Here is a 20,403-nt window from a genome sequence, read left to right as displayed (position 1 = left end):
CGCCCCGGCTGGACCGGGCTCCGCCTTACGGGCAGGACAGCAGCCAGTGGGCAAGGGCGGCGTCGTCGGATGGCTTGTACCGGGGGTGGTGGCGGGCGTCCGGGTCCTGGGCTTCGAAGTCGCGGATGGTGTCGATGACGGCGTCCGGCCCTGCTGTGCGAGAGAGGGCGGCGATCTGTGGCCAGGTGAGGAGCTGGTAGGCGTCGACGGCCTCGGTGATGCCGTCGGTGGCCAGGAGCAGGTCGGTGAGCCCCTCGGCCGGCCAGGTTGCGGCGAAGGCGTTCTGGCCGGCGGCGGGGTCGGCTTCGGCGATCCAATACCCGCCGACGCGGTTGACCTCGGTGTTCTGGAAGTCTCGCAGTTCGCGCAGGATTTCGCGGTGCTGCTCGTCGAAGCCGTGGCCGGCGCGGAGCCGGGACCGATAGAGGGCCGCCTGGGGCTGGGCGTCGACGAGGTGCGCGAGACGGTCGTCCCGGAGCTGAAGGAGGGTGCCGTCGCGCTGGATGGCGGTGATCGGGCTGTCGCCGAGGACGGCGACGTCGATCTGGTGGTCTGCGAGGCGGGCGACGGCGACGGTCGCGGCCGGCGAGCGCCCGGGGATCAGGTGATGGTCGCGGGCGAGGCCGCCGATGGCGGCGGTGAGGACCTCGCGAAGATCGGCTCGGGGCATGCGGGTCAGCAGGTTGGCGATCCGCTCGCCGAGGGCGCCGGCGTACCAGCCACCGCGCGGCTGCTCGTCGGTGACGGTGCTGACGCCGTCCAGGACAACCAGGGCGTGGTCAAGCACCACGATCCGATCCTCGGAGGGGCGGTTGTCCTGTCCGGCGCGCTCGCCCGTGCGGACGACGGGCACGGTGGAGGTGGTCGACATAGGGATGTCCTTCGCGGGTGTGGAAGCGGCGGTCGGAGGTCAGGAGGTGTGCAGGGCCGTGGTGATGATGGCCCGGGCGTCGTCGCCGTACACGGCGGACTCGTGGAGTCGGTCGAAGGCGCGGTGGAAGACCCGGACTCGGTGGTCGGTGATCGTCTCGCCTCCGCGGTAGCCCTCGACTTCGACGCGGGCGCCGTCGAAGATTCCGAAGCCGTCGCCGGGGTACACGGCGAGCCGGGCGCGGGCGGGGATGATGCCGAGGGTGAGGCCGGGCAACTTCATGGCCTCCAGGAGGTGTTCGAGCTGGGCGCGCATGACCTCGGGGCCGCCGATGCCGGTGAGCAGCGCCTGCTCACCGAGCAGGACGTGGAAGCTGCGTCCGCCGACGCCGAAGTACTGGGCGCGGGCGACGCGTTCGGCGGCGCCGGCCTCGATGTCCCGCGGGATGCCGTGCAGGTCGACGACCGGCCGCAGGACCTCCTCGGCGTAGGCGCGGGTCTGCAGGTTTCCCCAGACGAGGTCGGGGCTGTAGCCGTGGTAGTGCGTGGTCTGCTCGACGAGCCGTCGGAACTCGGCCTGGGCCGGCCCGGTTCCCTGCCGGAGAAGACCCGGCCAGTCGATGGCGGCCGGGCCGGCAGCTGTGAGGTCCGGGGCGGGGAGGGTGTGGTCGGACATGCGTTTCCTCCTGAAGACGGGCCGCGGTGTGGGGCCTGGTGGAAGGGCTGTCCCGCCCGACGCGTGCCTGCGTCGGGCGAGACCGCGAACAGGGTGTCAGCGAGCAGGCTGCTACGGCTGGGCGCCGTCGGAGCCGCCAGTGAGGGGGATGGTTGCGACCGGCTCCCAGGACAGCTCCCAGGCCAACTCGCCACCCGGCCGCGGGAGCTGCTCGAACTTCACGTCGAGCAGCTGGAGCGCGCCGAAGCGAACGAGGACGTGGCTGGGCGAGATCCCCCGCAGGGCCGTCTGCAGCGCGTCGGAGGACGCCTCGGCCCAGGCATAGCCGAGCGAGATGTGGTGCCGGCCGCCGTCGTGGAGCAGCGCGCCGGGCCCGCGGACCTCGCGGATCGCGTCGCGTACCCGCTCGCGCAGGTCGACCAGCCTCTCATCGGGCGAGAGGTCCAGGAACGCCCCGACCCGGTTGGCGATCGGAGAGCCGGCCGTGACCTCCAGCGGGCCGGTGAAGGCCAGGTGCGTGTGCAGGGCGGCGACGAGGTTGTCGCGCTCCTCCGGGGTGATCTTGTCGGCGGTGGTGTCGGCGACCATCTCGATGGTGCAGTGCAGCGTGCCGTCGCCGACCGGGGTGATCGGGTAGGGGCTCATTGCGCCGCGGCACTCGCTGACCAGCCGGGCCAGGGGCAGGTCGGCCTGCAGGTTCGGAACGGCGTAGACGTGCAGGACGCGGGCGCCGTCGGGCCACGGCGCGCCCTGGAATTTCGGAACGAACTTCTCCACGATCGCTTCTCCGTCACGTTGGTGCGGCGGCCGTTCCGCGTGGGGCGGCGCGGCCTCGCCGCTGCTGGTCAGGACTGGCCGAGGTGCAGCTGGTGGACGCGCTCGAAGGTGTAGCGGGGGACCGGAGTGGGATGCTGGCGTTCCCACACCAGTCACACGCTGGAGACGGTGGCGTTGGTGCGGATTCCCGGCCGGATCCGGCGGCCGATGTCGGAGGCGAGGCGGTCCGAGCGGGCGGCGAGTTCGGGGGTGTCGGTGTCCTTGATGGTGCAGTCGGGCATCGGAACTCGCCGAATAGGTCGGCCGCCCGCCCGCGGCGGTGAGCCCGGCCCGCACACGCCGGTACAACAGGTCCGGGCCGTGCTCCGGCCAGATGTCCACGATGCCGGCTGAGCCGGAGGCGCGGGCCGGGCCGATCTCGATGGTGAACGGCTCCAAGTAGGCGAGTTCCTTCTGGGCGGCGGTGGCGGCGCTCGCGAGCATCGCCTCGTCGACCCGCGCGCCGGCGGCGGTCAGCGGGTGGATCTTCTGGATCGTCATGTGCAGGTCGTCGTCGGCGATCGGTGCGATCACGTCCGGGTACTGCTCGGTGATTTCGCGCAGCCGGGCGAAGTACTCGAGGACCTGCGGCTGGTCCTGGGGTAGCCACAGGACGTGTGGTCGCACCCAGTCCTCAGCCGGGCCATCCTGGCGTCCCCACCAGCGGCTGGTGGTCATGAACTTCCTCACCGCGTCTCCTGCCGCGCCGGGATAGCGCTGACGTCCAGGTCGGCGTAGACGGGGCGGTGGTCGGCCGCAGCCTCGCTGGCCGGGCTGACATGGGCACGGTAGTGGACCAGGGCGGGGGCCACGGGCCGGGTCGCCAGGATCAGGTCGATCCGTCGCTCGCCCCACGGGTCCGGATCGCCTTGCCCGTCGGCCCAGTAGCCGACGGTCGGCTGCCACCGTGCCGCCAGCTGGGCGGCGGCGTCGACCATGAACCCGCGCCGCAGCAACGCTGCGGTCTGCCGGCGGTCGGCCAGGTTCTCCCCGCCGACGGTCTCGGCGATGCACTGGTACTCAAGGTCGTCGTGGTCCTGGTCGGTGTAGGGCTCGGCGTCGTAGTACACGTGGTCGGACGTGGTGGCGGCGGAGATGGAGTTGAAGTCGCCCGCCAGGATGCCCGGCTTCGCCCCGCCGGTGCGGCGGAAGATCCCCTTGAGCCGTAGAGCCTCGTTCGCGCGGCCGTCGGGCCGGAACGGGTCACCGTGGTAGCTCCCGACAAGGAGGGGCTCCGCCGCGCCGACATCGAGTTGCAGGGTCGTGCAGCTGTGCCAGAAGTCCGGTGCGCCGAACGGGCGGAACCCACCGGGGACCGCGCGCACGGTGTCAGGGTTCCAGAGGATGGCCGTGTACCAGCCCCGGTGCTGGTTGTTCGCCATGGCGATGCCACCAGGCGTTCCGTCCGCACGTATCGTCGTGGCGGTCAGGCCGCAGTCGGCCGCGAGAGATCCGATGATCTCGCCGGCCTCGGCCCGCCACCGCTGCGCGCGGTCAAGCTCCGTCTCGCCTTCCTGCAGGTCCTCGTCGACGAGGACCTCTTGGAGGGTCAGGATGTCGGGCGCCACCTCCCGAATGGCAGTGACGCGGGCTCTCCAATCAGCGGTGTTGCGAGCGGTGAGTTTGAGCTTGTAGGCGTTGAAATTGGTGATGCGGACCAAGGTCGGCTCCTCTGGTAGGACTGGCTGTGGTGTCACGGGTGCTACATCGGACGCCCGTTGTGCAGGACGAGCTGGCGGCTTTCCGCGCGGGCCTGGGTGAGTGAAGACAGCAGGTCGTAGCGGTTGGGCAGCAGGATCGGCTGCCAGTCGGTGAGGCTGCGGAAGGCGTAGCTGTCGTGCTCGTCGGACAGCCGGATCGCTTCGGCCTGGGCGGCGGTGAGCCAGCCTCCGTCGAAGTGGTAGTCCGTCATGGCCGGCCGGTGCTCGGTTGGGTCGCGGAAGTCCGTCGCCAGGGGGCGCAGGATGCCGGTGAGGTCGAGGCCGGTCTCCTCCAGGGTTTCGCGTGCCGCGGCACGGCGCGGGTTCTCGCCGTGGTCGAGGCGTCCTCCGGGGAACAGCCAGCGTGGCTCGGCGCCGAAGGCGTCCCGCTGCTCGTCCGGGGCTTCGTGGAGCAGCAGGACCCGGTTGCTCTGGTCGGTGAGGAACACGGCGCAGCCGTGGAGCGCCTGCGGCATCGTCTTCAGGTATTCGGCGGGGGGAATCCACTGCGGCATCGTGGGCGGTCTCCTGTTCGTTGGCGCAGCCGGGTTCAGGCCAGGCCCTCGGGCTTGTCGCCGCGGTAGAGGACGTGCACGTGGAGGTGCTTGGACTCCTGGTAGTCGCCGAGGTTCGTCACGACGCACGCGGCGCCGTGCTCGGCCTTGACCTGGGCGGCGACCTGCCGGACGACCCGCATCACCTCCAGCAGCAGTTCCTCGCCGCCGTCGCCCAGGTCCTCGATGGAGGGGGTGTGCTGCTTCGGGATCACCACGATGTGTACTGGGTAGCTGGGCCTGGTGTGGTGGAAGGCCAGGACCGAGTCCGTCTCCTGGACGGTATCCACCTTCGTGAGGCCGGTCAGCACCTGCTCGCAGTAGAAGTCGGACATGCTCACGCTCCGATCAGGGCGAGGTAGTGGGCGACGTACGGCGGGGTCTTGAGCGCGGCGACCTCGGCGAAGGGCACCCAGGCGATGCCCACGCCTTCGTCGCCGAGCCGGATCGCGTCCTTCGGGCCGGTGTACACCGCGTGCAGGACACGGGTCATCGCCGAGACGCGCTCGTGGCGGGGGCCGGGCAGCTCCCGGACGTCGGTGATGGTGATCCCGGCTTCCTCGAACACTTCCCGGGTCGCGGTCTCGGACGGTGTCTCGTCGTGCTCTCGCCACCCGCCGATCGGGGTTCGGAATCCCGGCCAGGCGATGCCCTCCTTCTCGTCCCGGTGGTGCACCAGCAGCTCGCCGTCCGGGGTGGTGACGAACACCACGATGCCCTCGAAGTCCTGGTGCTCCGGGGTAGGCCGTTCGATGTAGAGCACCCGGCCGGAGCGGGCGGCGCGCAGCACCTGGAGGTCTTGCCGGTACTCCTCGGGCGTCAGGTAGTGGCGCCAGTTGTACTCGGTCTCAAAGCGGAACTCGCAGTGTTCGGCCGGGTCGAGGACGATGCGGGCCTTCTGCTCCTCGGTGAGCGTGCCACCGTCGAAGACCCATCCGATCGACGGCACGGGGCGGACGTGGTCGGCCTGCTGGTGGATGACGGCGATCAGCCGCTGTCGGCCGACCGGGTCCGGGTTCTCGGTGAGCAGGTCGAGACCGATCTCTTCGCGGGCCTCGCGCAGCGCGGTCTCGAACGGGGACTCGCCGGGCTCGGAATTCCCGCCGGGCCAGTCCCATCGGTCGGTGTCCACGGCGTTGCGCATGCCCAGCACCCGGCCCTGCTCGTCGCGCACGAGAACGCAGGCGTACGTCATCGGCCGGTCGATCGTGGCGAGGTACTGGCTGGCGGGCTTCCATCCGGCGGCGAGGCGGTGGGTGAGCCAGGTGATCACCTCGCGGTAGCCGTCGCTGGTCGGCGGCAGCTCGTCTGGGCGGAACCAGTCGAAGGAGTCGTGCTCGGAGAGGGTCACCGTGGTCTCGTCCGGGACGGTGCAGGTGAAGACGAACTGGCGGGTCAGACACCCCATGACGTTTGAGGTCAAGCGGCATGGAGGTCTGCGTGGTGGGACCAGGCGGTCGCTTCGTCGTAGTGGGTGCGGCTCTTGAGGCATCCGTGGAGGATGCCGACGAGCCGGTTGCCGAGCTGGCGGAGGGCGGGGTTGTAGCCGGCTTCGCGGGCTCGTTGCTTGTCGTAGTAGCGGCGGGCGCCCGGTGAGGCGCGCAGGGCGGAGAACGCCTGGCGTTGGAGGGCGTCGGCGAGCCGGTTGTTGCGCACGTAGCGGGCCTGGACGCTGTGGCTCTTGCCGGAGGCCCGAGTGACTGGGCTGGTCCCGGCGTAGTTCTTGCGGGCCTTGGCTGAGCTGTAGCGGGTGGGGTCGTCCCCGAACTCGGCGAGCACCCGGGCGCCGGTGATCTCGCCGATGCCAGGCATCGACAGGTAGATGTCAGCGTCCGGGTGCGCGAGAAAATGTGCCCTCACCTGCTCTTCCATCGCGGCTATCTGCTCGTTGAGGGCGAGCAGGAGGCGGGCGTGGGCGGTGGTGGCGGCCGCGTAGGCGGCCGTGAGCGGCTCGGGCAGCTCCAGGTATGTCTCGCGCAGTGTGGCCTGGATCGCGCCGGCCTTCTGGTCCCGGTCGCGGCGCCGGGCCCGGGCCAGGACGGCGGCGATCTGGGTGCGGGTCAGCTTCGCCGCCGTCTGCGGCGTGGGTGCCTTGATCAGCAGTTCCAGCGCGTCGGCGCTGGTCAGCTCCAGGGACGCGTATGCGGTCAGCGCCCCGGGGAAGTACTCGCGCAACGTGCTGCGGAGCCGCTGGAAGGTGCGGGTGCGTTCCCAGATCAGGGTCTGGTGGGCGCGGGTGACGACCTTGACGGCCTGGGCCTGGTCACTATCGCCGGCGATGGGCCGCAGCTGGTCGCGGTCGATGCGGACCATGTCGGCGAGCGCGTGGGCGTCGCCCTTGTCGCTCTTGGCACCGGAGGTGCCGTATCGCTCCTTGAAGCGGGCGACCTGCCGGGGGTTGATCGCGTAGACCTGGTAGCCGGCGGCGATCAGGGCCTGCACCCAGGTGCCGCGGTCCGTCTCGATCCCGACGATCACGTCGGCGGGGTCGGGGTCCTCGCCGGCGTGCCTGGCCACGAGCTCGTGCAGTTTGGCGATGCCCTCCACGCCCTCGGGCAGCCGGGCGGCGGCCAGCTTCCGGCCGGTCGGGTCCTGGACCTCGATGTCGTGGCGGTCCTCGGCCCAGTCGTCGCCGATCAGTAGCAACTCGTCCTCCCCGTCGTGTACTTGCCGGTCGTGCAGCCAGCGGAAGACACGGCACGCGGCCTAATGGATCCAGTGCTCACGCCTTGTCCGGCGGGCACGCCACCCCATCAGCGGTCATGGCCTTCCGGCCGACCAGCAGGGGCACGGTCTGACCCCAGAACTCGCAATGGTTCCGGCGACACGAGTGCTCACCTGCTGGCGGCTACGGCACCGAGTCTCTACGACTCAGCAAGTCCCATTAGGCGGCCCCGGGTGTTGACGAAGTCCAGGGCCCGCACGTACTCGATGTCGGGGCAGTGGATGCCGGTCTCCTCCACCAGCTCCCGGATCCCACCGTCCCGGGGGTCCTCGCCGTCGTTCAGCCCGCCGGCCGGGTAGTCCCACAGGCCGGGCAGCACGTCGTCCTGCTTGCGGCGCAGCATCAGCACATGGCCCTGCTGGTCGCGCACCACGGTTCCGGCCGCGAGCTTCTGGACGCCTTCGGCCAGGGCCTGTTCGGCGAGCAGCTTGTACGAGATCATGCGGTGGTCTCCTCCTTCGCACGGTTCCAGTCGCCCCAGGCGGTGACCGGCTGCCCGGCCAGGGCCTCGGCGACCTGCCAGAGCATCCCGGCGCGGGAGCCCTTCACGAGGACGACGTCGCCGGGGCGTACCTCGTTCTGGAGCCAGGCGGCGGCGGTGGCGTTGTCGCGCACGATCGCGACGGTCTCCACGCCCGCCGCACCGGCGGCGAGCGCCAGCTGCTTAGCCAGAGCGCCGCCGACAGCGAGGACCAGGTCCACGCCGAGTTCTCCGGCCTCCCGTCCGACAGCGCGGTGCCCTTCGACGGCGTCCTGTCCGAGTTCGGCCATCTCGCCGAGCACGGCGATCGTCCTGCGCTGCTCGTTCAACGGGGGTCCTCGGTGGTCCAGGTGACGGTCATCGGGGTGGTGGGGCGGGCCAGGACGAAGCGGCCCCGGTCCGGGTCGGCCGCCGGCGGCGAGGCCGGGATAGCGATGACGGCGGGGTGGTTGCGGAAGCGGTGGTCCCACAGTGCGGCTTCGGCGGCGAGCTGGGCGGCGAGGGCGGCGCCGCCGGGGCCGTAGCCGTGGAAGTCGAGTTCGAACCGGTCGCCGCCGTCCTCGGTGAGGTGGTAGCCGAGGTGGGCGAGTGAGCCGCCTGCGGTGGTGGCCATCGTCTGGGCGGGCAGGCCCGGGACCGCGTCCTTGGAGGACCGCAACCACATCGGCGGGTTGGGAAGGCGGCAGGCGAGCCACAGGTACAGCTGCTCGAACGACTCCTGTCGGCCGACGAAAACCCCGGTGGGCACGGTGGTGTGCCGGGTGTTCAAGACCCCGGTCAGGGCGGCCGGGTCGGTGGCGTGGAGGTTGTCCCGGTTGGACTGGAGGGTGGCCGCGCCGGTGCCGGTCAGGTCGATGGTGCTGGAGGCGGCCGGGGTGGTGCCGGGGTCGCGCAGCGGCATGAAGCCCGCCATCTCGCTGCCGTCGCCGACCCAGCCGCCGTGGCCGTCGCTGACGAAGGGGACGGTCCGCGACACCGCCCCGGCCAGGCGCACCGGGACGAGGAGACGGCCGGCGGGGTGGAGCTGGTCCAGCCAGGCCCGAGGGACTTCGAAGGCGCCCACGGTGGCGGTGATCCGGTCGAACGGCGCCTCGCTGGGGTGGCCGAGCCTGCCGTCGCCGAGGACGACGTCCACAGATCCGATGCCCGCCCGGGCGAGGTTGGCGCGGGCACCCCGGACCAGGTCGTCATCGACGTCGATGGTGACGACCCGTCCGGCCGGTCCGGTCAGGTGCGCCAGCAGGGCCGCGTTGTAACCGGTGCCCGCCCCCAGCTCCAGCACCCGGTGGCCGGGCTCGACCTGGAGCTGCTCCAGCATCATGGCCACGATCCGCGGTTGGGACGCCGCGCTGATCGAGGTCCCGGCCTCGTCGGTCTTGATGGACACGATGTCGTCGGCGTAGGCGGTGGTGAGGGGGACGCCGGGGACGAACAGCTCGCGCGGCACGGTGCGCATCGTCGTCTCCACCGCGCTGGTGCGGATCTTCCTGTCGGCGAGCAGCCGATCGGCGAGCTGGTGGCGAAGCTCCTCGGCGGTGCTGGGCCGGGAGGTGGTCTGCTGGTCGCTCACGCGGTCTGCTCCTCGCTGGTCGTCTCAGGGGTCTCGGTCAGTGGCGGCCTCTGCGCGGGCACGCCGCTGCGGTCGTGCTGCAGCGCCCGGAGGTCGGCGAACATCCCGGGTGTGGAGGCGAGTTCGTCGAAGGTGCCTTCCTGGATGACGCGGCCGTGGTCCAGGACGACGATGCGGTGCGCGACCCGGGTGTTCTCCAGGTTGTGGGTGACCAGCACGGTGGCGCGGTCCTTGGCGATGCCGGTCAGGCCGTTGAAGATCCGGTGTTCGGCCCTGGGCTCCATGGCGCTGGTCGGCTCGTCCAGGATGAGCAGGTCGGACTGCCGGTGGAACGCGGCGGCGGTGACCATGCGTTGCCACTGGCCTTCGGACAGGTCGGTGCCTCCCCAGAAGTCCCGCGACACGAGGGTGTCGAGTCCCCGGTCGAGTTCGGCGATCACCTCGTCGGCGCCGGTGGCGGCGGCGGCCTCCATCACGGCGGCGTCGCCCCGGCTGGTGGGCTGGCCGAGCGTGATGTTCTGCCGGGCGGTGAGCGGCCAGTGGGAGAAGTCCTGCTGGACGAAAGCGGTGTGCCCCCACAGCAGGTCCGGGTCCATGTCGCGGGTGTCGCGCCCGTCCCACGTCACCGCGCCGTCTGCGGGCAGCGTCAGGCCGCACAGCAGCCGCATCAGGGTGGACTTCGCGGCGCCGTTCACCCCGACCACGGCGACGATCTCTCCGCGCCTGACGCGGAAGTCCACGCCGCGCAGGGCCTGCTTATCGGAGCCGGGGTAGGTGTAGGTGACGCCCCGGGCCTCGATCACGGCGGTCTCCTCCGGCGGGGCCTGGGTGCCGCGGTTCCGGCGCTGGGCGCCGGCCAGCTCGATGAAGCTGCTCCAGTCGCCGACCCACAAGCCGGTGCGGTGGACGGCGGCCGCGTAGCTCGCCGCGTTGCGTAGGCTCGCCGAGGCCGCCCGCAGGGCGATAACGGCGGTTCCGGCGGCGGCAAGGGAGACCCGGCCCGTGGCCAGGAGCCAGGCCAGGCCGCCCCACACCAGAGCGGCGCCGATGCCGGACACCAACGACCCGTACAGGTTCAGGCGGGCGGAGCGGGCGGCGGCCTCGTCGGTGGTGGCGCTGATCTTCTTCACCGCGCGGGCGTGGTGGCGCAGCAGGAACGGGACGAAGGTGTTGGAGCGGACCTCGGCGGCCGAGCGGCGGTCGCACAGGTACCAGCGCAGTACGGCGGCGGCGCGCAGTGGTCCGTAGATGGCGAGCATCGCGCGGTGCAGGGAGGTCGCGGCGGCGGTGCGGGCCAGCGCCTGGGGCAGGACGGCCAGGACGAGCAGGGGCAGCAGCAGGGGGTGGATCGTGGCGATCACCACGGCGGCGGCGGCCAGCGAGGCGGCGTGGGTGATCAGGTCGCGGACCTGGGAGACGAGGTCGCGGGTGGAGACTGCGCCTCGGTCCCCGGCGTCCCAAGCGGCGTGGAACTTCGGGTCGTCGTAGGCGGACAGTTCGGCGCGCGTCGCGGCCTCGATCAGCTCCATCTCGGCCAGGCGGTTGATCTTGGGGCCGAGCCGGTCGGACACCCAGCCGCCGACGATGTCCAGCAGCGAGCCGGTCGCGGCCATCGCGGCCAGCACGATGATCGAGGGCAGGGAGTCGGAGAGGCGCTGGCTGATCGAACCGGTGCTGGCCAGCAGGTGGGTGATCATGCCGGTGGTGGCCAGCAGGCCGAAGGCGCTCGCCGTCGAGGCGACGACCGCGCACACCAGCATGATCGTGAGGGAGCCCGGGTCGGCCTGGCGGCCGAGGCGCAGCGCGAGGAGGACCAGGCGGGGCAGGGCGCGGGCGGTGGCCAGCACGCTGGCCTTGCGGCCGGAGATGAGTTCGGCGTCGCTCTCGGGCGGGCGGTACTCCATCATCTCGGCCTCGTCCTCGGCCGTGAGGTCGAGCTGCTGCGTGGTGCTCAAGCGGTGCCCTCCCAGCCCTCGGCCTTGGTGCGGATGGTGCGCAGGTGCTCGGTGAGGAACCATTCGGGGTCGCCGCCGAGCATGCAGAGCGTGACGAGGGCGGTGAGGGCGGTGTCGCACGCCTCGGCGCGCACGTGGTCCCAGGTGTGGGAGTGGCCTTTGTTCGGATTGAGTCCGAGCGCTCCGATGATGGCCTGGGCGAGTTCGCCGGCCTCCTCCTGGACCTTGAGCCCTTGCAGCATCCGGAGCTTTTCGGGATCGTCCTTGAAGCGTGAATTCAGCTTATTAGCAACCAAGTTGGCGACTTTCAGCAGCTCTTCCATGGGGGTTGATCCTGCTCCCTGTTCGATTTCGCATCCAAGCGCCGGGAGGTTCCCGGCGGTTCTCGGCGAGCCCGGGTCGAAGACCCCGAAGACCACGTTTTCGATTCGGGCCGGGCCGCTCACCACAAGGTCGCGTCCTCCTGCGGCTGGGGGTGGCCGGGCAGGCCGGGTGGGACAGCGGCGGTCAGCAGGGCGGTCCAGGTGGCGTGGTGCCCGGCGAGGTAGATCAGCAGCAGGGCGGCTGCGTGGGCGTCGAAGGCGGCTCGGTGGCGCTTCCCGGGGACGGCCGACAGGTCGATGCCGCACAGCTCGATCAGCGCGTCCAGGCCGTACCCGCCGGCCTTCGGGTAGGTCGCGCGCGCCAGGCGCAGGGTGTCCAGCACCCCGGCCGGCTGCCACCCCGGCAGGTACCGCAGCAGCACGCCGTAGTCCACGTGGGCGTTGTGCGCGGCGATCCACGCGCCCTCCAGATCGGCGCGCACCCGGGCTCCGATCTGCGGCCACGACGGCGCGGAGGCGACGGCCTGGTTCGTGATGCCGTGCACCCGCACGGCCATCGGGCTGATCGGCCGGGGCGGTCGGATCAGGGTGGAGCGCACGGAGGAGGGCACCAGGCTGCCGTCCACCACGGGGATGGCGGCGAGCTCGACCAGGTCCGGCGGTTGGGCGCCGTTGCCCTCCACGTCCAGGACGATGACGGGGGGCCAAGTGCTGTAATCCATGCGTTCCCTATCGGCTGGCGGTCAGGCAGGCGGTGACCGTTTGGCCGCCCATTGGTCGCCGGGAAGGGTGGCGGCCAGCAGCGCGAGCGCGGCGACGGTGTCACGAAGTGGTCTTGGCGGTCAGTTGGCTTGGCGTGCAGGGACGTCCGAGGTGAGGCGTTGGCCGGGGATGTTGGTGGTGTACTGGCGGGCCTGGAGGAGGTAGGAGGCGCGGTAGCGGGAGGCCGGTTCCTGGGCCATCAGCTCGGCGTGGGTGCCCTGTTCGATGAGGCGACCGTGGTCGAGGTAGAGGCGAACGGGATGGTCGGGCGCCAGTGCCGTCCGGGTTCGGCGTAGCCGTGGGGCGACCGGTGCGGACCGGGCAGGACCGACCTGGCCGGCACTATGCCGGGCGGGCGCACTCGCCCGGCATAGTGCCGGCGGGCGCCAGTCACGTCTCGACGAGCTCCCGCTGTCCGGAGGCGGGGTCGAATCCGTGGGTGGAGAATGCGGGCTTGCCGGCCAGGTACGCCTCCACCGCGGCCTTGGAGGTCGGGAACATCGGGCTGGGCAGGACGTCGGCGGCGGGGTGCCAGCGCACCTCCAGGTGCTTGTCCGGCTCGACGTTGACCAGCTCGCCCGTGAACTCGCTGGTGGCGAAGACGAACAGCACGAAACCGCCGCGCCCGTCCCAGCCCTCCTTGGCCTGGATGGTGTGCACCAGGCGCAGGTCGGACGGTTTGGCGATGAGCCCGGCTTCCTCACGCAGTTCCCGGGCGGCAGCGTCGGGGATCTCCTCCCCAGGGTCGACCTTCCCGCCGGGGATCGTCCACGCGGGGCCTGGGGTCCAACTTCGTTGGGCGTAGTGGACGGTGGCGATCCGGTCGGTGCTCAGGTCGTGGGCGATGACGCCGACCGACAGCCTGCTCGTCTCGTGCATCAGGGGCTCCTGGTTGAAGGTTGAGGGGGCGATGGAGGGGAGGCGACGGTCGAGTAACTGCGCTTCTAGGTGTCGCGCGGGGGCAAATCCGAGAACGCGGTCTCGCGCATGATGCGGTCGACCGTGTCGTGGAGGGTGCTGTCGCTGCCGATGACGGTCTCGATCCCGCCGGGAAGGACGTCGTGCTCGCGGTACCAGTCGCGCAGTTCCCGCTCGGTGACAGCAGCCAGGTACTCGCGATCGGCCTTCGAGGCGTGACGGACCAGCGTCTCGTCGATCGGGATGTCGAGGTAGTAGCAGCGGGTGACGCCGCGGTGGTCGCCCACCAGGCGCGTGAGCATCTCGCCGTAGTGATCGGCGTACAGGATGCCTTCGATGACGACGTGGTAGCCGGCGCCGAGCGCGTACCGTGCCACGGTGTCGATCAGGCCGATGTTCGCGCCGCCGGGCCGGTCCCGCTCGCGCAACACGATGCGGCGGAGGTTGTCCTGCGCGACCACGGCCAGGCCCCGACCGAACCGGTCCCGGATGCCCGCGGCCACCGACGACTTGCCCGACGCCGAGTTTCCCCGAACGACCACGAGCCGGGTCTCCGCGCTCCCCGCAGGCGCCCCGGCCGCCAGGAGTCCTGGGTGGCTCGTGGTGCTCATGCCGGCCATCCGACGACGGACAGCGCGCGGCCGGCGGTGATCTGGGCGAGCGCGTCGGCGGTGTAGCCGACGATCGGCTCCGGAAGGCCGTCCAGCGGCCAGAAGCGGAGGGCGGCGCACTTGTCCGGTTCGCGGTTGGTGATCTTGCCGGTGTACGCGCGCGGGGTGAAGAACAGTTGGAGGCGTCCGGCACCGTCGTCGGCGTCGAGGTGGTGGAGGGTGTGCACCAGGTCGAGATCCTCCTCCCGGATGGTGATGCCGAGTTCCTCGTCGGCCTCGCGGGCCATGCCGGCCAGGACGGACTCTCCCGCTTCGAGGTGGCCGGCTGTTCTCCGGGCATCCGCGTGCTGTAGAAATAACTCTCTGAGCATGGGGGAATTATGGATGGTCTGGGGCACTGGTCCGTTGACTTCTACGAGATGGTGGGGGCAGTTCCGTTTGCGGCCGGGGAGGAGTTCGCGTGGTTCGGCGACGTCCACGAGCGAGCTGCTCGGAACGGGGCTCGGCACGGCACTCCGATCTTGATCGCTCCCACGGGCTATGCGGACCCGCGAGTGAACCTGTTCTTCCGCACCGGCTCGATGGCCGGCGCACCGGTTGGGACCATGCGCCGATACGCGTACTCGCTCGCGGTCTGGCTGACCTTCCTTCACGTCTTCGGTCGTACCTGGGACGAGGCCACAGCGGGCGACATCGAGGCGTTCAAGGACTGGCGCATCACCGACGTCCGCAACGAGGAGCGGGTGAGGGGGACGAGCTTCGACACCGACCGGGCGGCGCTGAACTGCTTCTACGCGTGGGCCAAGCCGCGCTACGGCACTGACAATCCGGTGCTATCGCTGCCGAGTCAGTCGGAGCGCTCGAGGCGGCCGTCCGGTGTGCTGAACGAGGACGGAGTGCCGCTGGCCAGGAACGGGCGAGATCCGATTCGGCCGACCGCGACCCGGCGGCGGCAGGTGAAGTGGCTCTTGCGGATCGGGTTCGAGCAGTGGCGGAACATCGGCCTGCGCGGCTACGGCTTCGACGGGCTGCGGCGGGGCGGCTGGCGCGGATACAACGAGGACCGGGACACGGCCTTCGTCGACGGGCTCTACGGGACCGGACTGAGGGTCCAGGAGTGGGCGAGCATCTTGGATGTCGAGCTACCACTGTCAGAGGAGGGGCGCTTCCCGCGGGCCTGGCTGGCGGCAGCGTGCATCAAGGGGGCGAAGGAGGGCCGGTACTACCGGATCCCGCGCCGGGTGATGGCTTCGGTGGCCTCCTACATGGACGAGTGGGAGGGATCCCGGGCGGAGGTGATCCGCCGTGCCCAGCGCGCCGGGCGGTACGACCGCCTCACCGGGGTGTGGATCGTGACGGGCTACAGCCCGCGTACGCGGGAGCTCCACCTGGAGGGCCGGTCCGGATCGTCGGTGCCGACGGCGCTCGATGTCATCGGCCCGGACCAGCGCAGACTGCTGTTCCGCCGTACGCCCAACGGCCTTGAGCCGCTTGCGGTCTGGCTCTCCCCTGACGGGCTGCCGAAGAAGGTCGGCGGGTGGGAGGACACTTTCCGCGACGCCAACGAGCGCATCGCAGACCTGTGGGTGGACTTGGCCGCCGAGACGCTGACGCCCGAGCAGCGCGAGCGGCGCCGGGCGGAGTGCCCACTGTGGGCACGAGCCCATATGCTCCGCCACTCCTTCGCCCTACGCTGGTTCCTGGTACTGTCGCTGGTCTGGCAACCGCAGGTTCAAGGCTTCACCGATGAGCAACTCATGGACTTGCGCGACCAGTTCGGCGACGTCTGGTACGCGTTGTCGATCTTGATGGGCCACTCGCATCCGGACACGACCCGCGATTACTACCTGGAGCCGTTCACCGGACTGCAGGTCGACTATCTGATGGCGCTGCTGGATGAGGACGAGCAGGCCGGGGTTGACGCCCTGGTCCGCGCGGCTGCCGCGGACAGCGGACTGGTGATGCGCGGTGTGAAGGGGGCACGGTGAGCCGGGGAGGGCGCAGGGCGTCCCTCCCGGAGTCGACTTGGCAGCCGCCGCAGCGTGGAATCCTGCCCAAGGGTGGCGGGACGCTGGTGCGCTTCCTGGAGGAGTCCGGCCGCCGGTCCAGAACATATGACTTCGCGAAGTTCAAGGTCACGCCCGTCATGCAGCAGTGGCTGGCCCGGTCCTTCAGCCGGAGAGTTGGTACGGCCCGGACGTCGAGTAAACGTTTCAGGACCGCCGAGGGGCACTTCTATACCGCCAGCAGCTTCGCCAACGTCCTGGCCGACTGCGATCCGCAGCCGACCTCACCTGATGACCTGACGGGGAAGCACATCCAGGCGTACGTCGAGTGCTACGAGGGCCGACCTGTGCAGCACGACTACGTCAAGCGCCTGCGCACGCTGCTGCGAGGGGATCCCGAACTGCCCGAGGCTGCCTGGCAGGCGCTGCTGAACGTGCGTGTCAAGGGGCCCGAGATCGAGCGGCCCGGCTCGTACCCGGACGCGGACTGGCAGGCGATCATGACGGCGGCGCGCCGCGATATCCGGCTCGCCCGGGAGAGGATCGAGGCGGGTCGCCGCTTGCTGGCCCGCTGGCGTGCTGGCGACCCGGGCCTGAGCCTGCACCAGACGGAGGTCGGCTCGCTCCTCGACAACTTCGACCGCACCGGGGAGCTGCCGCGAACGCCCTCGGGTGACCACACCCGCGCGGTCATGAGGGCCGGTGGCTTTCGGGCCCTGGCCCCACGTCTTTGCCTGACGCGGGCGGAGGCGACGGCGTTCTGCCTGCTGCTGACCGGGTTGACGCAGGAGAACTTCGGCACGGTAGCCACCTGGCCCGCCGCTCACTTCCACCCCGGCGGGGCGCGCGAGGACGCGGAACTCGTGCTGATCGAGGAGGCCAAACCGCGCCGCGGTCCCGAGCGAGAACACATGATCGCTGCCCTTGAGGACCTGCCCGCCGATCTCGCCGATCTGTTCGGCGCGAGTTCCGAGGAACCCCGGCTGATGCGCTCCCCGTTGCGGCTGTACCAACTACTCTTGTCACTAACCGAGTTGGCGCGCCGACACGGCGGGACGTCGGCGGCGTTCGCCTCGCTCTACCTCGGCAGCGGCAAGACCGGATCGTTCTGGGGTGTGGGCACGGACGCCAGCGATGTCCTCGCATGGGCGCGGTCGCACGGGTTTCCCGCAGCCAGGAATGCCGTCTCCGGCGGACCGCCCGCGGTGGACGTGAAGAGGATCCGGCAGACGGCGCTGGAGCGCCGGCGTCACCCGGTCGCGCACTCGCGGCGCACCCTCAACGACCTCTACCTCAACGGCAGCCGCACCGTGCAGGCCGACAGCCGACGGATCGTCGCAACCGCGCTACGCCAGGAGGTCGCCAAGGCCCGCGCGGCGCAGGCCGTCCCGGTCTTCACCGCGGACTTCATCGCGCAGGCCCGCCACGACCTGGCCGGGGCCGCCGCGCAGGTGGGGCTGGAGCCGCAGTCGCTCAAGGAACTCCTCGGTGCCCAGCGTGACACCGTCACCGTGGGCTGCGTCGACCATCTCGCCAGCCCCGTCGCAGAGCCCGGCCAACCCTGTCCGGCCTCGTTTCTGGACTGCCTGAGCTGTGGGAACGCCCGAGCCCTCCCGCACCAGCTCCCGATCCAACTGGCCGTGCGCGACGGAATCCTCCAGCGCCGACCGAACCTCGACCCGGCTCTGTGGCGAGCCCGCTTCCGCGATCACCTGCAGCAACTGGAGGACATTATCGACCACTACACCGACGCCGAACGCGGCAAAGCCCGCGCGGACCTCACGGACGACTACCAGCACCTCATCGACGATCTCCTCGACGGCCGATTGGACCTGCGATGACCACAGCCGCGCTCCTGCCACTCGAGCAGCATGAGAGTCCGTGGCCGGCCGCGGACACGGTCGTCCTGCGCAACCGACCTCTTCGCGCGGGAACCGACTTGGCCACGCTCTCCCGCTTCGGCGATCCGCTCTGGCGCATCAAACCCGCGCACCCCGACGCGCACGTCAACATCGCCTCCCTGATTTGGGTCCGCTATCCGAACGCCCTCCAACTCCCCTTCAAGACCTTCTTCCTGGCCGCACTCGACTATCCCTACCCCGGGGATCCAACCCTGCAGCGCGGGGGTGAGCGCGCCGGCGTCGCCACCTTCCGCTACTGGTTCATGGACTTGGAGGTCTTCGCGAAGTGGCTCGACGGCCACGGGATCACACGCTTGTGCGATGTCACCGCGAAGGACCTGGAGGCCTTTCGCGCGCATGTCCTCGGTCTCGCACGCAAAGAGGGCCGGAAGATCGACATGCTCGCCGCGGTCCGCACGTTGTGGCTCTACGGCCCCCACCTGCCCAAGGAAGGACGCCTGTCCACCGGCTACCCGTGGCCGGAAGCGTCCGACGACGATCCGAAGCGCCCAGCCGAAGGCCGCGAGAACAAGACGCCCCGGATTGCCCCGGAGACCATGACTGCCCTGCTGGCCTGGGCCTTGCACGTCGTGGAGTCAGTGGGCCCGGACGTCCGCGACGCCTGGGTGACCCACCAGCAGATCAACGCAGGCGTTCACCCCTCCCAGGCCGAGTACCGCGGGTCGACCGCCGACCGCTTGCTGCAGTACATCGAGCGGTGCCGTCGCACCGGCGAGTCCCTTCCGGGCCTCCGGCACAAAGACGGCACAGTGACGGTCAACTGCAATGCCGTCAAGCGCATGATCCGCACGCCCGAACTCAAGGTCCGCGTGGGCATCACCCCGAACCAGAAACGGATGCTGAGCAACTCAGGGCTGCCGATCGCACAGGACACCTATCTCGGACAGATCGCCGGACTGATCGACGGCCGGCCCTGGCGCGTGACGCCCATCACCCTCGCAGAGCTGCGGACGCTGGTCCGCATGGTCGCCGCCGCCTGCTTCGTGGTGATCTGCTACCTCAGCGGCGCTCGCCCCGGCGAGGTCCTCAACCTGCGGCCCGGCTGCCGGGAAGTCGATGAAGAGACCGGAGAGCTGCTGATGGTCGGCCGCCGAGGCAAGGGCTTCGACCGCGCCTCATTGCCGCCCGAGGAGGCGACGGAAGACCAGCGCCCGTGGGTGGTCGTCGCCCCGGTCCACGCCGCGATCGCCCTGTTGGAGAGCCTCGGCGACTACCCGTTCCTCTTTCCCGCCAGCTTCACGAACGCGCACGCCGCACGCCCGAACGAGTTCAACGCTCGCCAGGGCTGGTCGATCAACAACGACCTGGAGGACTTCCTGGCCTGGGTGAACGCGACGTTCCACCGCCCCGGTGGAGCCCTGCCGATCCCACCGGATCCGACCAAGCACCTACATGCCAGCCGGTTCCGTCGCACGCTGGCGTACTTCATCGTCCGCCGGCCACGCGGACTGGTGGCAGCCGCCCTGCAGTACGCCCATGTCCACACGAAAGTGACCTTGAGCTACGCGGGGCGCTCCGACACGACGTGGATGGACGACATCCACATCGAGACCCTGGAGTTGGTGCTGGAGCAGAACGAGCAGGACGCGCGCCTGCTCGATGAGGGCGAGCACGTGTCCGGGCCCTCGGCCGACGAGTACCGGCACCGGGTTCGGGCTCGTGCCCGCTTCGCCGGGCGCGTGATCACCGCCGGCAAGAGCGTCGAGCGGCTGCTCGACCAGGCGAACCCGAACATCCACCACGGCGAGGGCATGACCTGCGTATGGCGACGTGAGACCGCGGCCTGCCGCCAGGCCCGGCTCGAGGCCGGCCTGCCCGCCGAGGACGGCCCCAACGAGTCTGAATGCCGCTCGATATGCAGCAACCTCGCTTATACGGACCGGAACATCGAAGAACAGGTGGTCCGGCTGAAGCGGTGGGAGAGCGCGGCGGCCGACCGGCTGACACCCCGACCCCTGCGCGACCGAGCCGCCGCCCTCGCGGCTGGCAGCCGCGCGATCATCGACTCGCACCACCACACGTTCGAAGCCGCCGACCAGACGAAGGAGCCGTGATGGGGCGCCGACCACGTGACCACGAGTCCGACCGGGCGGCGATCCGCGCGGCTGCCGACCGCCTCCTGGCCGGCACCCCGCTTCGGTCCGCGTCCGGGAGGTTGACCGCCTCCGAGCTGATCACTGAGAGCGGCCTGCGGCGCGACGTCGTCTACGGGCACACCGACCTCGTCCAGGAGTTCCAGGCCCGCGCGAAAGCCCAGGACGCGATCCCCACCGCGATGCAGGAACTCGCAGAGGAGAACCAGCAGCTCAAAGCCGAAAGGGATGGGCTGAAGAAGAAACTCGACGGCGAACGGGCGAGGAGCAAGGCGATGCGAATGATCATCGCCGAGCTCTCCCTCGAACTCGAACAAGCCAAGGGGGAACTCGGATCCGCCACCAGGGTGACACAGCTGCCGACACGACGACGGCCCTGATGCTCCGAGACTGGACCACCCAACGCCACTCCGTGGTCACC

Annotated in this window: 22 protein-coding genes; 4 read left to right on the top strand and 18 right to left on the bottom strand. The window is 70.4% G+C overall.

The annotated features are described in order from the left end of the window. Positions 1 to 25 precede the first annotated feature (25 nt). From ACYP53_RS26980 to ACYP53_RS26895, 18 genes are all read right to left on the bottom strand, one after another. Positions 26 to 871 carry a protein phosphatase 2C domain-containing protein gene (locus tag ACYP53_RS26980; RefSeq protein ID WP_449789031.1) on the bottom strand — a complete coding sequence of 282 codons (846 nt, stop codon included), beginning with the start codon at positions 869 to 871 and terminating at the stop codon, positions 26 to 28. 39 nt (positions 872 to 910) lie between these two features. After that, complete coding sequence (locus ACYP53_RS26975) at positions 911 to 1,546, bottom strand: DUF5753 domain-containing protein (RefSeq protein WP_459649314.1); 636 nt, start codon at positions 1,544 to 1,546, stop codon at positions 911 to 913. 111 nt (positions 1,547 to 1,657) lie between these two features. Beyond that, the gene (locus ACYP53_RS26970) at positions 1,658 to 2,323 is read right to left on the bottom strand and encodes a hypothetical protein (RefSeq protein ID WP_459649313.1); all 666 of its coding nucleotides are present in this window, start codon (positions 2,321 to 2,323) and stop codon (positions 1,658 to 1,660) included. A 152-nt stretch (positions 2,324 to 2,475) separates the two neighbouring features. Next, on the bottom strand, positions 2,476 to 2,604 hold the full coding sequence (locus ACYP53_RS26965; RefSeq protein WP_459649312.1) for a hypothetical protein: 129 nt from the start codon (positions 2,602 to 2,604) through the stop codon (positions 2,476 to 2,478). A 444-nt stretch (positions 2,605 to 3,048) separates the two neighbouring features. Then, entirely contained in the window at positions 3,049 to 4,023 is a 975-nt protein-coding gene (locus ACYP53_RS26960; protein WP_449789010.1) for an endonuclease/exonuclease/phosphatase family protein, read from the bottom strand. A gap of 41 nt (positions 4,024 to 4,064) precedes the next feature. Continuing rightward, positions 4,065 to 4,577 (bottom strand): NUDIX domain-containing protein, encoded by a 513-nt coding sequence (locus ACYP53_RS26955; RefSeq protein WP_449789009.1) that lies wholly within the window; start codon positions 4,575 to 4,577, stop codon positions 4,065 to 4,067. 35 nt (positions 4,578 to 4,612) lie between these two features. Beyond that, entirely contained in the window at positions 4,613 to 4,951 is a 339-nt protein-coding gene (locus ACYP53_RS26950; protein ID WP_449789087.1) for an HIT domain-containing protein, read from the bottom strand. 2 nt (positions 4,952 to 4,953) lie between these two features. After that, positions 4,954 to 6,024 carry an NUDIX hydrolase gene (locus tag ACYP53_RS26945; RefSeq protein ID WP_459649311.1) on the bottom strand — a complete coding sequence of 357 codons (1,071 nt, stop codon included), beginning with the start codon at positions 6,022 to 6,024 and terminating at the stop codon, positions 4,954 to 4,956. Positions 6,025 to 6,035: 11 nt separating this feature from the next. After that, complete coding sequence (locus tag ACYP53_RS26940; protein ID WP_459649310.1) at positions 6,036 to 7,262, bottom strand: IS110 family RNA-guided transposase; 1,227 nt, start codon at positions 7,260 to 7,262, stop codon at positions 6,036 to 6,038. Between the two features lie 218 nt (positions 7,263 to 7,480). Further along, on the bottom strand, positions 7,481 to 7,783 hold the full coding sequence (locus ACYP53_RS26935; protein WP_459649309.1) for an NUDIX hydrolase: 303 nt from the start codon (positions 7,781 to 7,783) through the stop codon (positions 7,481 to 7,483). After that, the gene (locus tag ACYP53_RS26930; protein WP_459649308.1) at positions 7,780 to 8,151 is read right to left on the bottom strand and encodes a glutamate ligase domain-containing protein; all 372 of its coding nucleotides are present in this window, start codon (positions 8,149 to 8,151) and stop codon (positions 7,780 to 7,782) included. The genes ACYP53_RS26935 and ACYP53_RS26930 overlap by 4 nt, the downstream gene beginning before the upstream one ends. Beyond that, positions 8,148 to 9,392 (bottom strand): methyltransferase, FxLD system, encoded by a 1,245-nt coding sequence (fxlM, locus tag ACYP53_RS26925; protein ID WP_459649307.1) that lies wholly within the window; start codon positions 9,390 to 9,392, stop codon positions 8,148 to 8,150. Before fxlM ends, ACYP53_RS26930 begins: the two co-directional genes overlap by 4 nt. After that, complete coding sequence (locus tag ACYP53_RS26920) at positions 9,389 to 11,347, bottom strand: ATP-binding cassette domain-containing protein (protein WP_459649306.1); 1,959 nt, start codon at positions 11,345 to 11,347, stop codon at positions 9,389 to 9,391. The genes fxlM and ACYP53_RS26920 overlap by 4 nt, the downstream gene beginning before the upstream one ends. Further along, positions 11,344 to 11,670, bottom strand: coding sequence for a MazG-like family protein (locus ACYP53_RS26915; RefSeq protein ID WP_459649305.1), 327 nt, complete (start codon positions 11,668 to 11,670; stop codon positions 11,344 to 11,346). Before ACYP53_RS26915 ends, ACYP53_RS26920 begins: the two co-directional genes overlap by 4 nt. 119 nt (positions 11,671 to 11,789) lie before the next feature. After that, the gene (locus ACYP53_RS26910) at positions 11,790 to 12,392 is read right to left on the bottom strand and encodes a 3'-5' exonuclease (protein WP_459649304.1); all 603 of its coding nucleotides are present in this window, start codon (positions 12,390 to 12,392) and stop codon (positions 11,790 to 11,792) included. A 430-nt stretch (positions 12,393 to 12,822) separates the two neighbouring features. Continuing rightward, on the bottom strand, positions 12,823 to 13,311 hold the full coding sequence (locus ACYP53_RS26905; RefSeq protein WP_459649303.1) for an NUDIX domain-containing protein: 489 nt from the start codon (positions 13,309 to 13,311) through the stop codon (positions 12,823 to 12,825). Positions 13,312 to 13,376: 65 nt separating this feature from the next. Continuing rightward, positions 13,377 to 13,961: an AAA family ATPase gene (locus ACYP53_RS26900; protein ID WP_459649302.1), complete on the bottom strand. Its 585-nt coding sequence runs from the start codon at positions 13,959 to 13,961 to the stop codon at positions 13,377 to 13,379. Then, a complete protein-coding gene (locus tag ACYP53_RS26895) occupies positions 13,958 to 14,332 on the bottom strand; it encodes an NUDIX domain-containing protein (protein ID WP_459649301.1) in 375 nt (124 codons plus the stop codon). Before ACYP53_RS26895 ends, ACYP53_RS26900 begins: the two co-directional genes overlap by 4 nt. A gap of 183 nt (positions 14,333 to 14,515) precedes the next feature. On the opposite strand from ACYP53_RS26895, the gene ACYP53_RS26890 reads away from it, so the two are divergent. From ACYP53_RS26890 to ACYP53_RS26875, 4 genes are all read left to right on the top strand, one after another. Next, positions 14,516 to 15,949 (top strand): site-specific integrase, encoded by a 1,434-nt coding sequence (locus tag ACYP53_RS26890; RefSeq protein WP_459649300.1) that lies wholly within the window; start codon positions 14,516 to 14,518, stop codon positions 15,947 to 15,949. 86 nt (positions 15,950 to 16,035) lie between these two features. Further along, complete coding sequence (locus ACYP53_RS26885) at positions 16,036 to 17,808, top strand: hypothetical protein (RefSeq protein WP_459649299.1); 1,773 nt, start codon at positions 16,036 to 16,038, stop codon at positions 17,806 to 17,808. Continuing rightward, positions 17,805 to 19,943 carry an integrase gene (locus tag ACYP53_RS26880; RefSeq protein WP_459649298.1) on the top strand — a complete coding sequence of 713 codons (2,139 nt, stop codon included), beginning with the start codon at positions 17,805 to 17,807 and terminating at the stop codon, positions 19,941 to 19,943. Before ACYP53_RS26885 ends, ACYP53_RS26880 begins: the two co-directional genes overlap by 4 nt. Then, a complete protein-coding gene (locus ACYP53_RS26875; RefSeq protein ID WP_459649297.1) occupies positions 19,943 to 20,362 on the top strand; it encodes a hypothetical protein in 420 nt (139 codons plus the stop codon). The genes ACYP53_RS26880 and ACYP53_RS26875 overlap by 1 nt, the downstream gene beginning before the upstream one ends. Positions 20,363 to 20,403: the final 41 nt, after the last annotated feature.

It is taken from the genome of Kitasatospora sp. Ki12 (genome assembly GCF_054601375.1).
Note: the sequence above shows the minus strand (reverse complement) of the source record. Positions and strands in the feature narration are given on the sequence as shown.

Excerpts from the sequence above, each read along its gene's own strand:
- ACYP53_RS26980 (WP_449789031.1), bottom strand. The coding sequence starts at position 871 with ATGTCGACCACCTCCACCGTGCCCGTCGTCCGCACGGGCGAGCGCGCC.
- ACYP53_RS26975 (WP_459649314.1), bottom strand. The coding sequence starts at position 1,546 with ATGTCCGACCACACCCTCCCCGCCCCGGACCTCACAGCTGCCGGCCCG.
- ACYP53_RS26965 (WP_459649312.1), bottom strand. The coding sequence starts at position 2,604 with ATGCCCGACTGCACCATCAAGGACACCGACACCCCCGAACTCGCCGCC.
- ACYP53_RS26955 (WP_449789009.1), bottom strand. The coding sequence starts at position 4,577 with ATGCCGCAGTGGATTCCCCCCGCCGAATACCTGAAGACGATGCCGCAG.
- ACYP53_RS26950 (WP_449789087.1), bottom strand. The coding sequence starts at position 4,951 with ATGTCCGACTTCTACTGCGAGCAGGTGCTGACCGGCCTCACGAAGGTG.
- ACYP53_RS26945 (WP_459649311.1), bottom strand. The coding sequence starts at position 6,024 with ATGGGGTGTCTGACCCGCCAGTTCGTCTTCACCTGCACCGTCCCGGAC.
- ACYP53_RS26935 (WP_459649309.1), bottom strand. The coding sequence starts at position 7,783 with ATGATCTCGTACAAGCTGCTCGCCGAACAGGCCCTGGCCGAAGGCGTC.
- ACYP53_RS26915 (WP_459649305.1), bottom strand. The coding sequence starts at position 11,670 with ATGGAAGAGCTGCTGAAAGTCGCCAACTTGGTTGCTAATAAGCTGAAT.
- ACYP53_RS26910 (WP_459649304.1), bottom strand. The coding sequence starts at position 12,392 with ATGGATTACAGCACTTGGCCCCCCGTCATCGTCCTGGACGTGGAGGGC.
- ACYP53_RS26905 (WP_459649303.1), bottom strand. The coding sequence starts at position 13,311 with ATGCACGAGACGAGCAGGCTGTCGGTCGGCGTCATCGCCCACGACCTG.
- ACYP53_RS26900 (WP_459649302.1), bottom strand. The coding sequence starts at position 13,961 with ATGAGCACCACGAGCCACCCAGGACTCCTGGCGGCCGGGGCGCCTGCG.
- ACYP53_RS26895 (WP_459649301.1), bottom strand. The coding sequence starts at position 14,332 with ATGCTCAGAGAGTTATTTCTACAGCACGCGGATGCCCGGAGAACAGCC.
- ACYP53_RS26880 (WP_459649298.1), top strand. The coding sequence starts at position 17,805 with ATGACCACAGCCGCGCTCCTGCCACTCGAGCAGCATGAGAGTCCGTGG.
- ACYP53_RS26875 (WP_459649297.1), top strand. The coding sequence starts at position 19,943 with ATGGGGCGCCGACCACGTGACCACGAGTCCGACCGGGCGGCGATCCGC.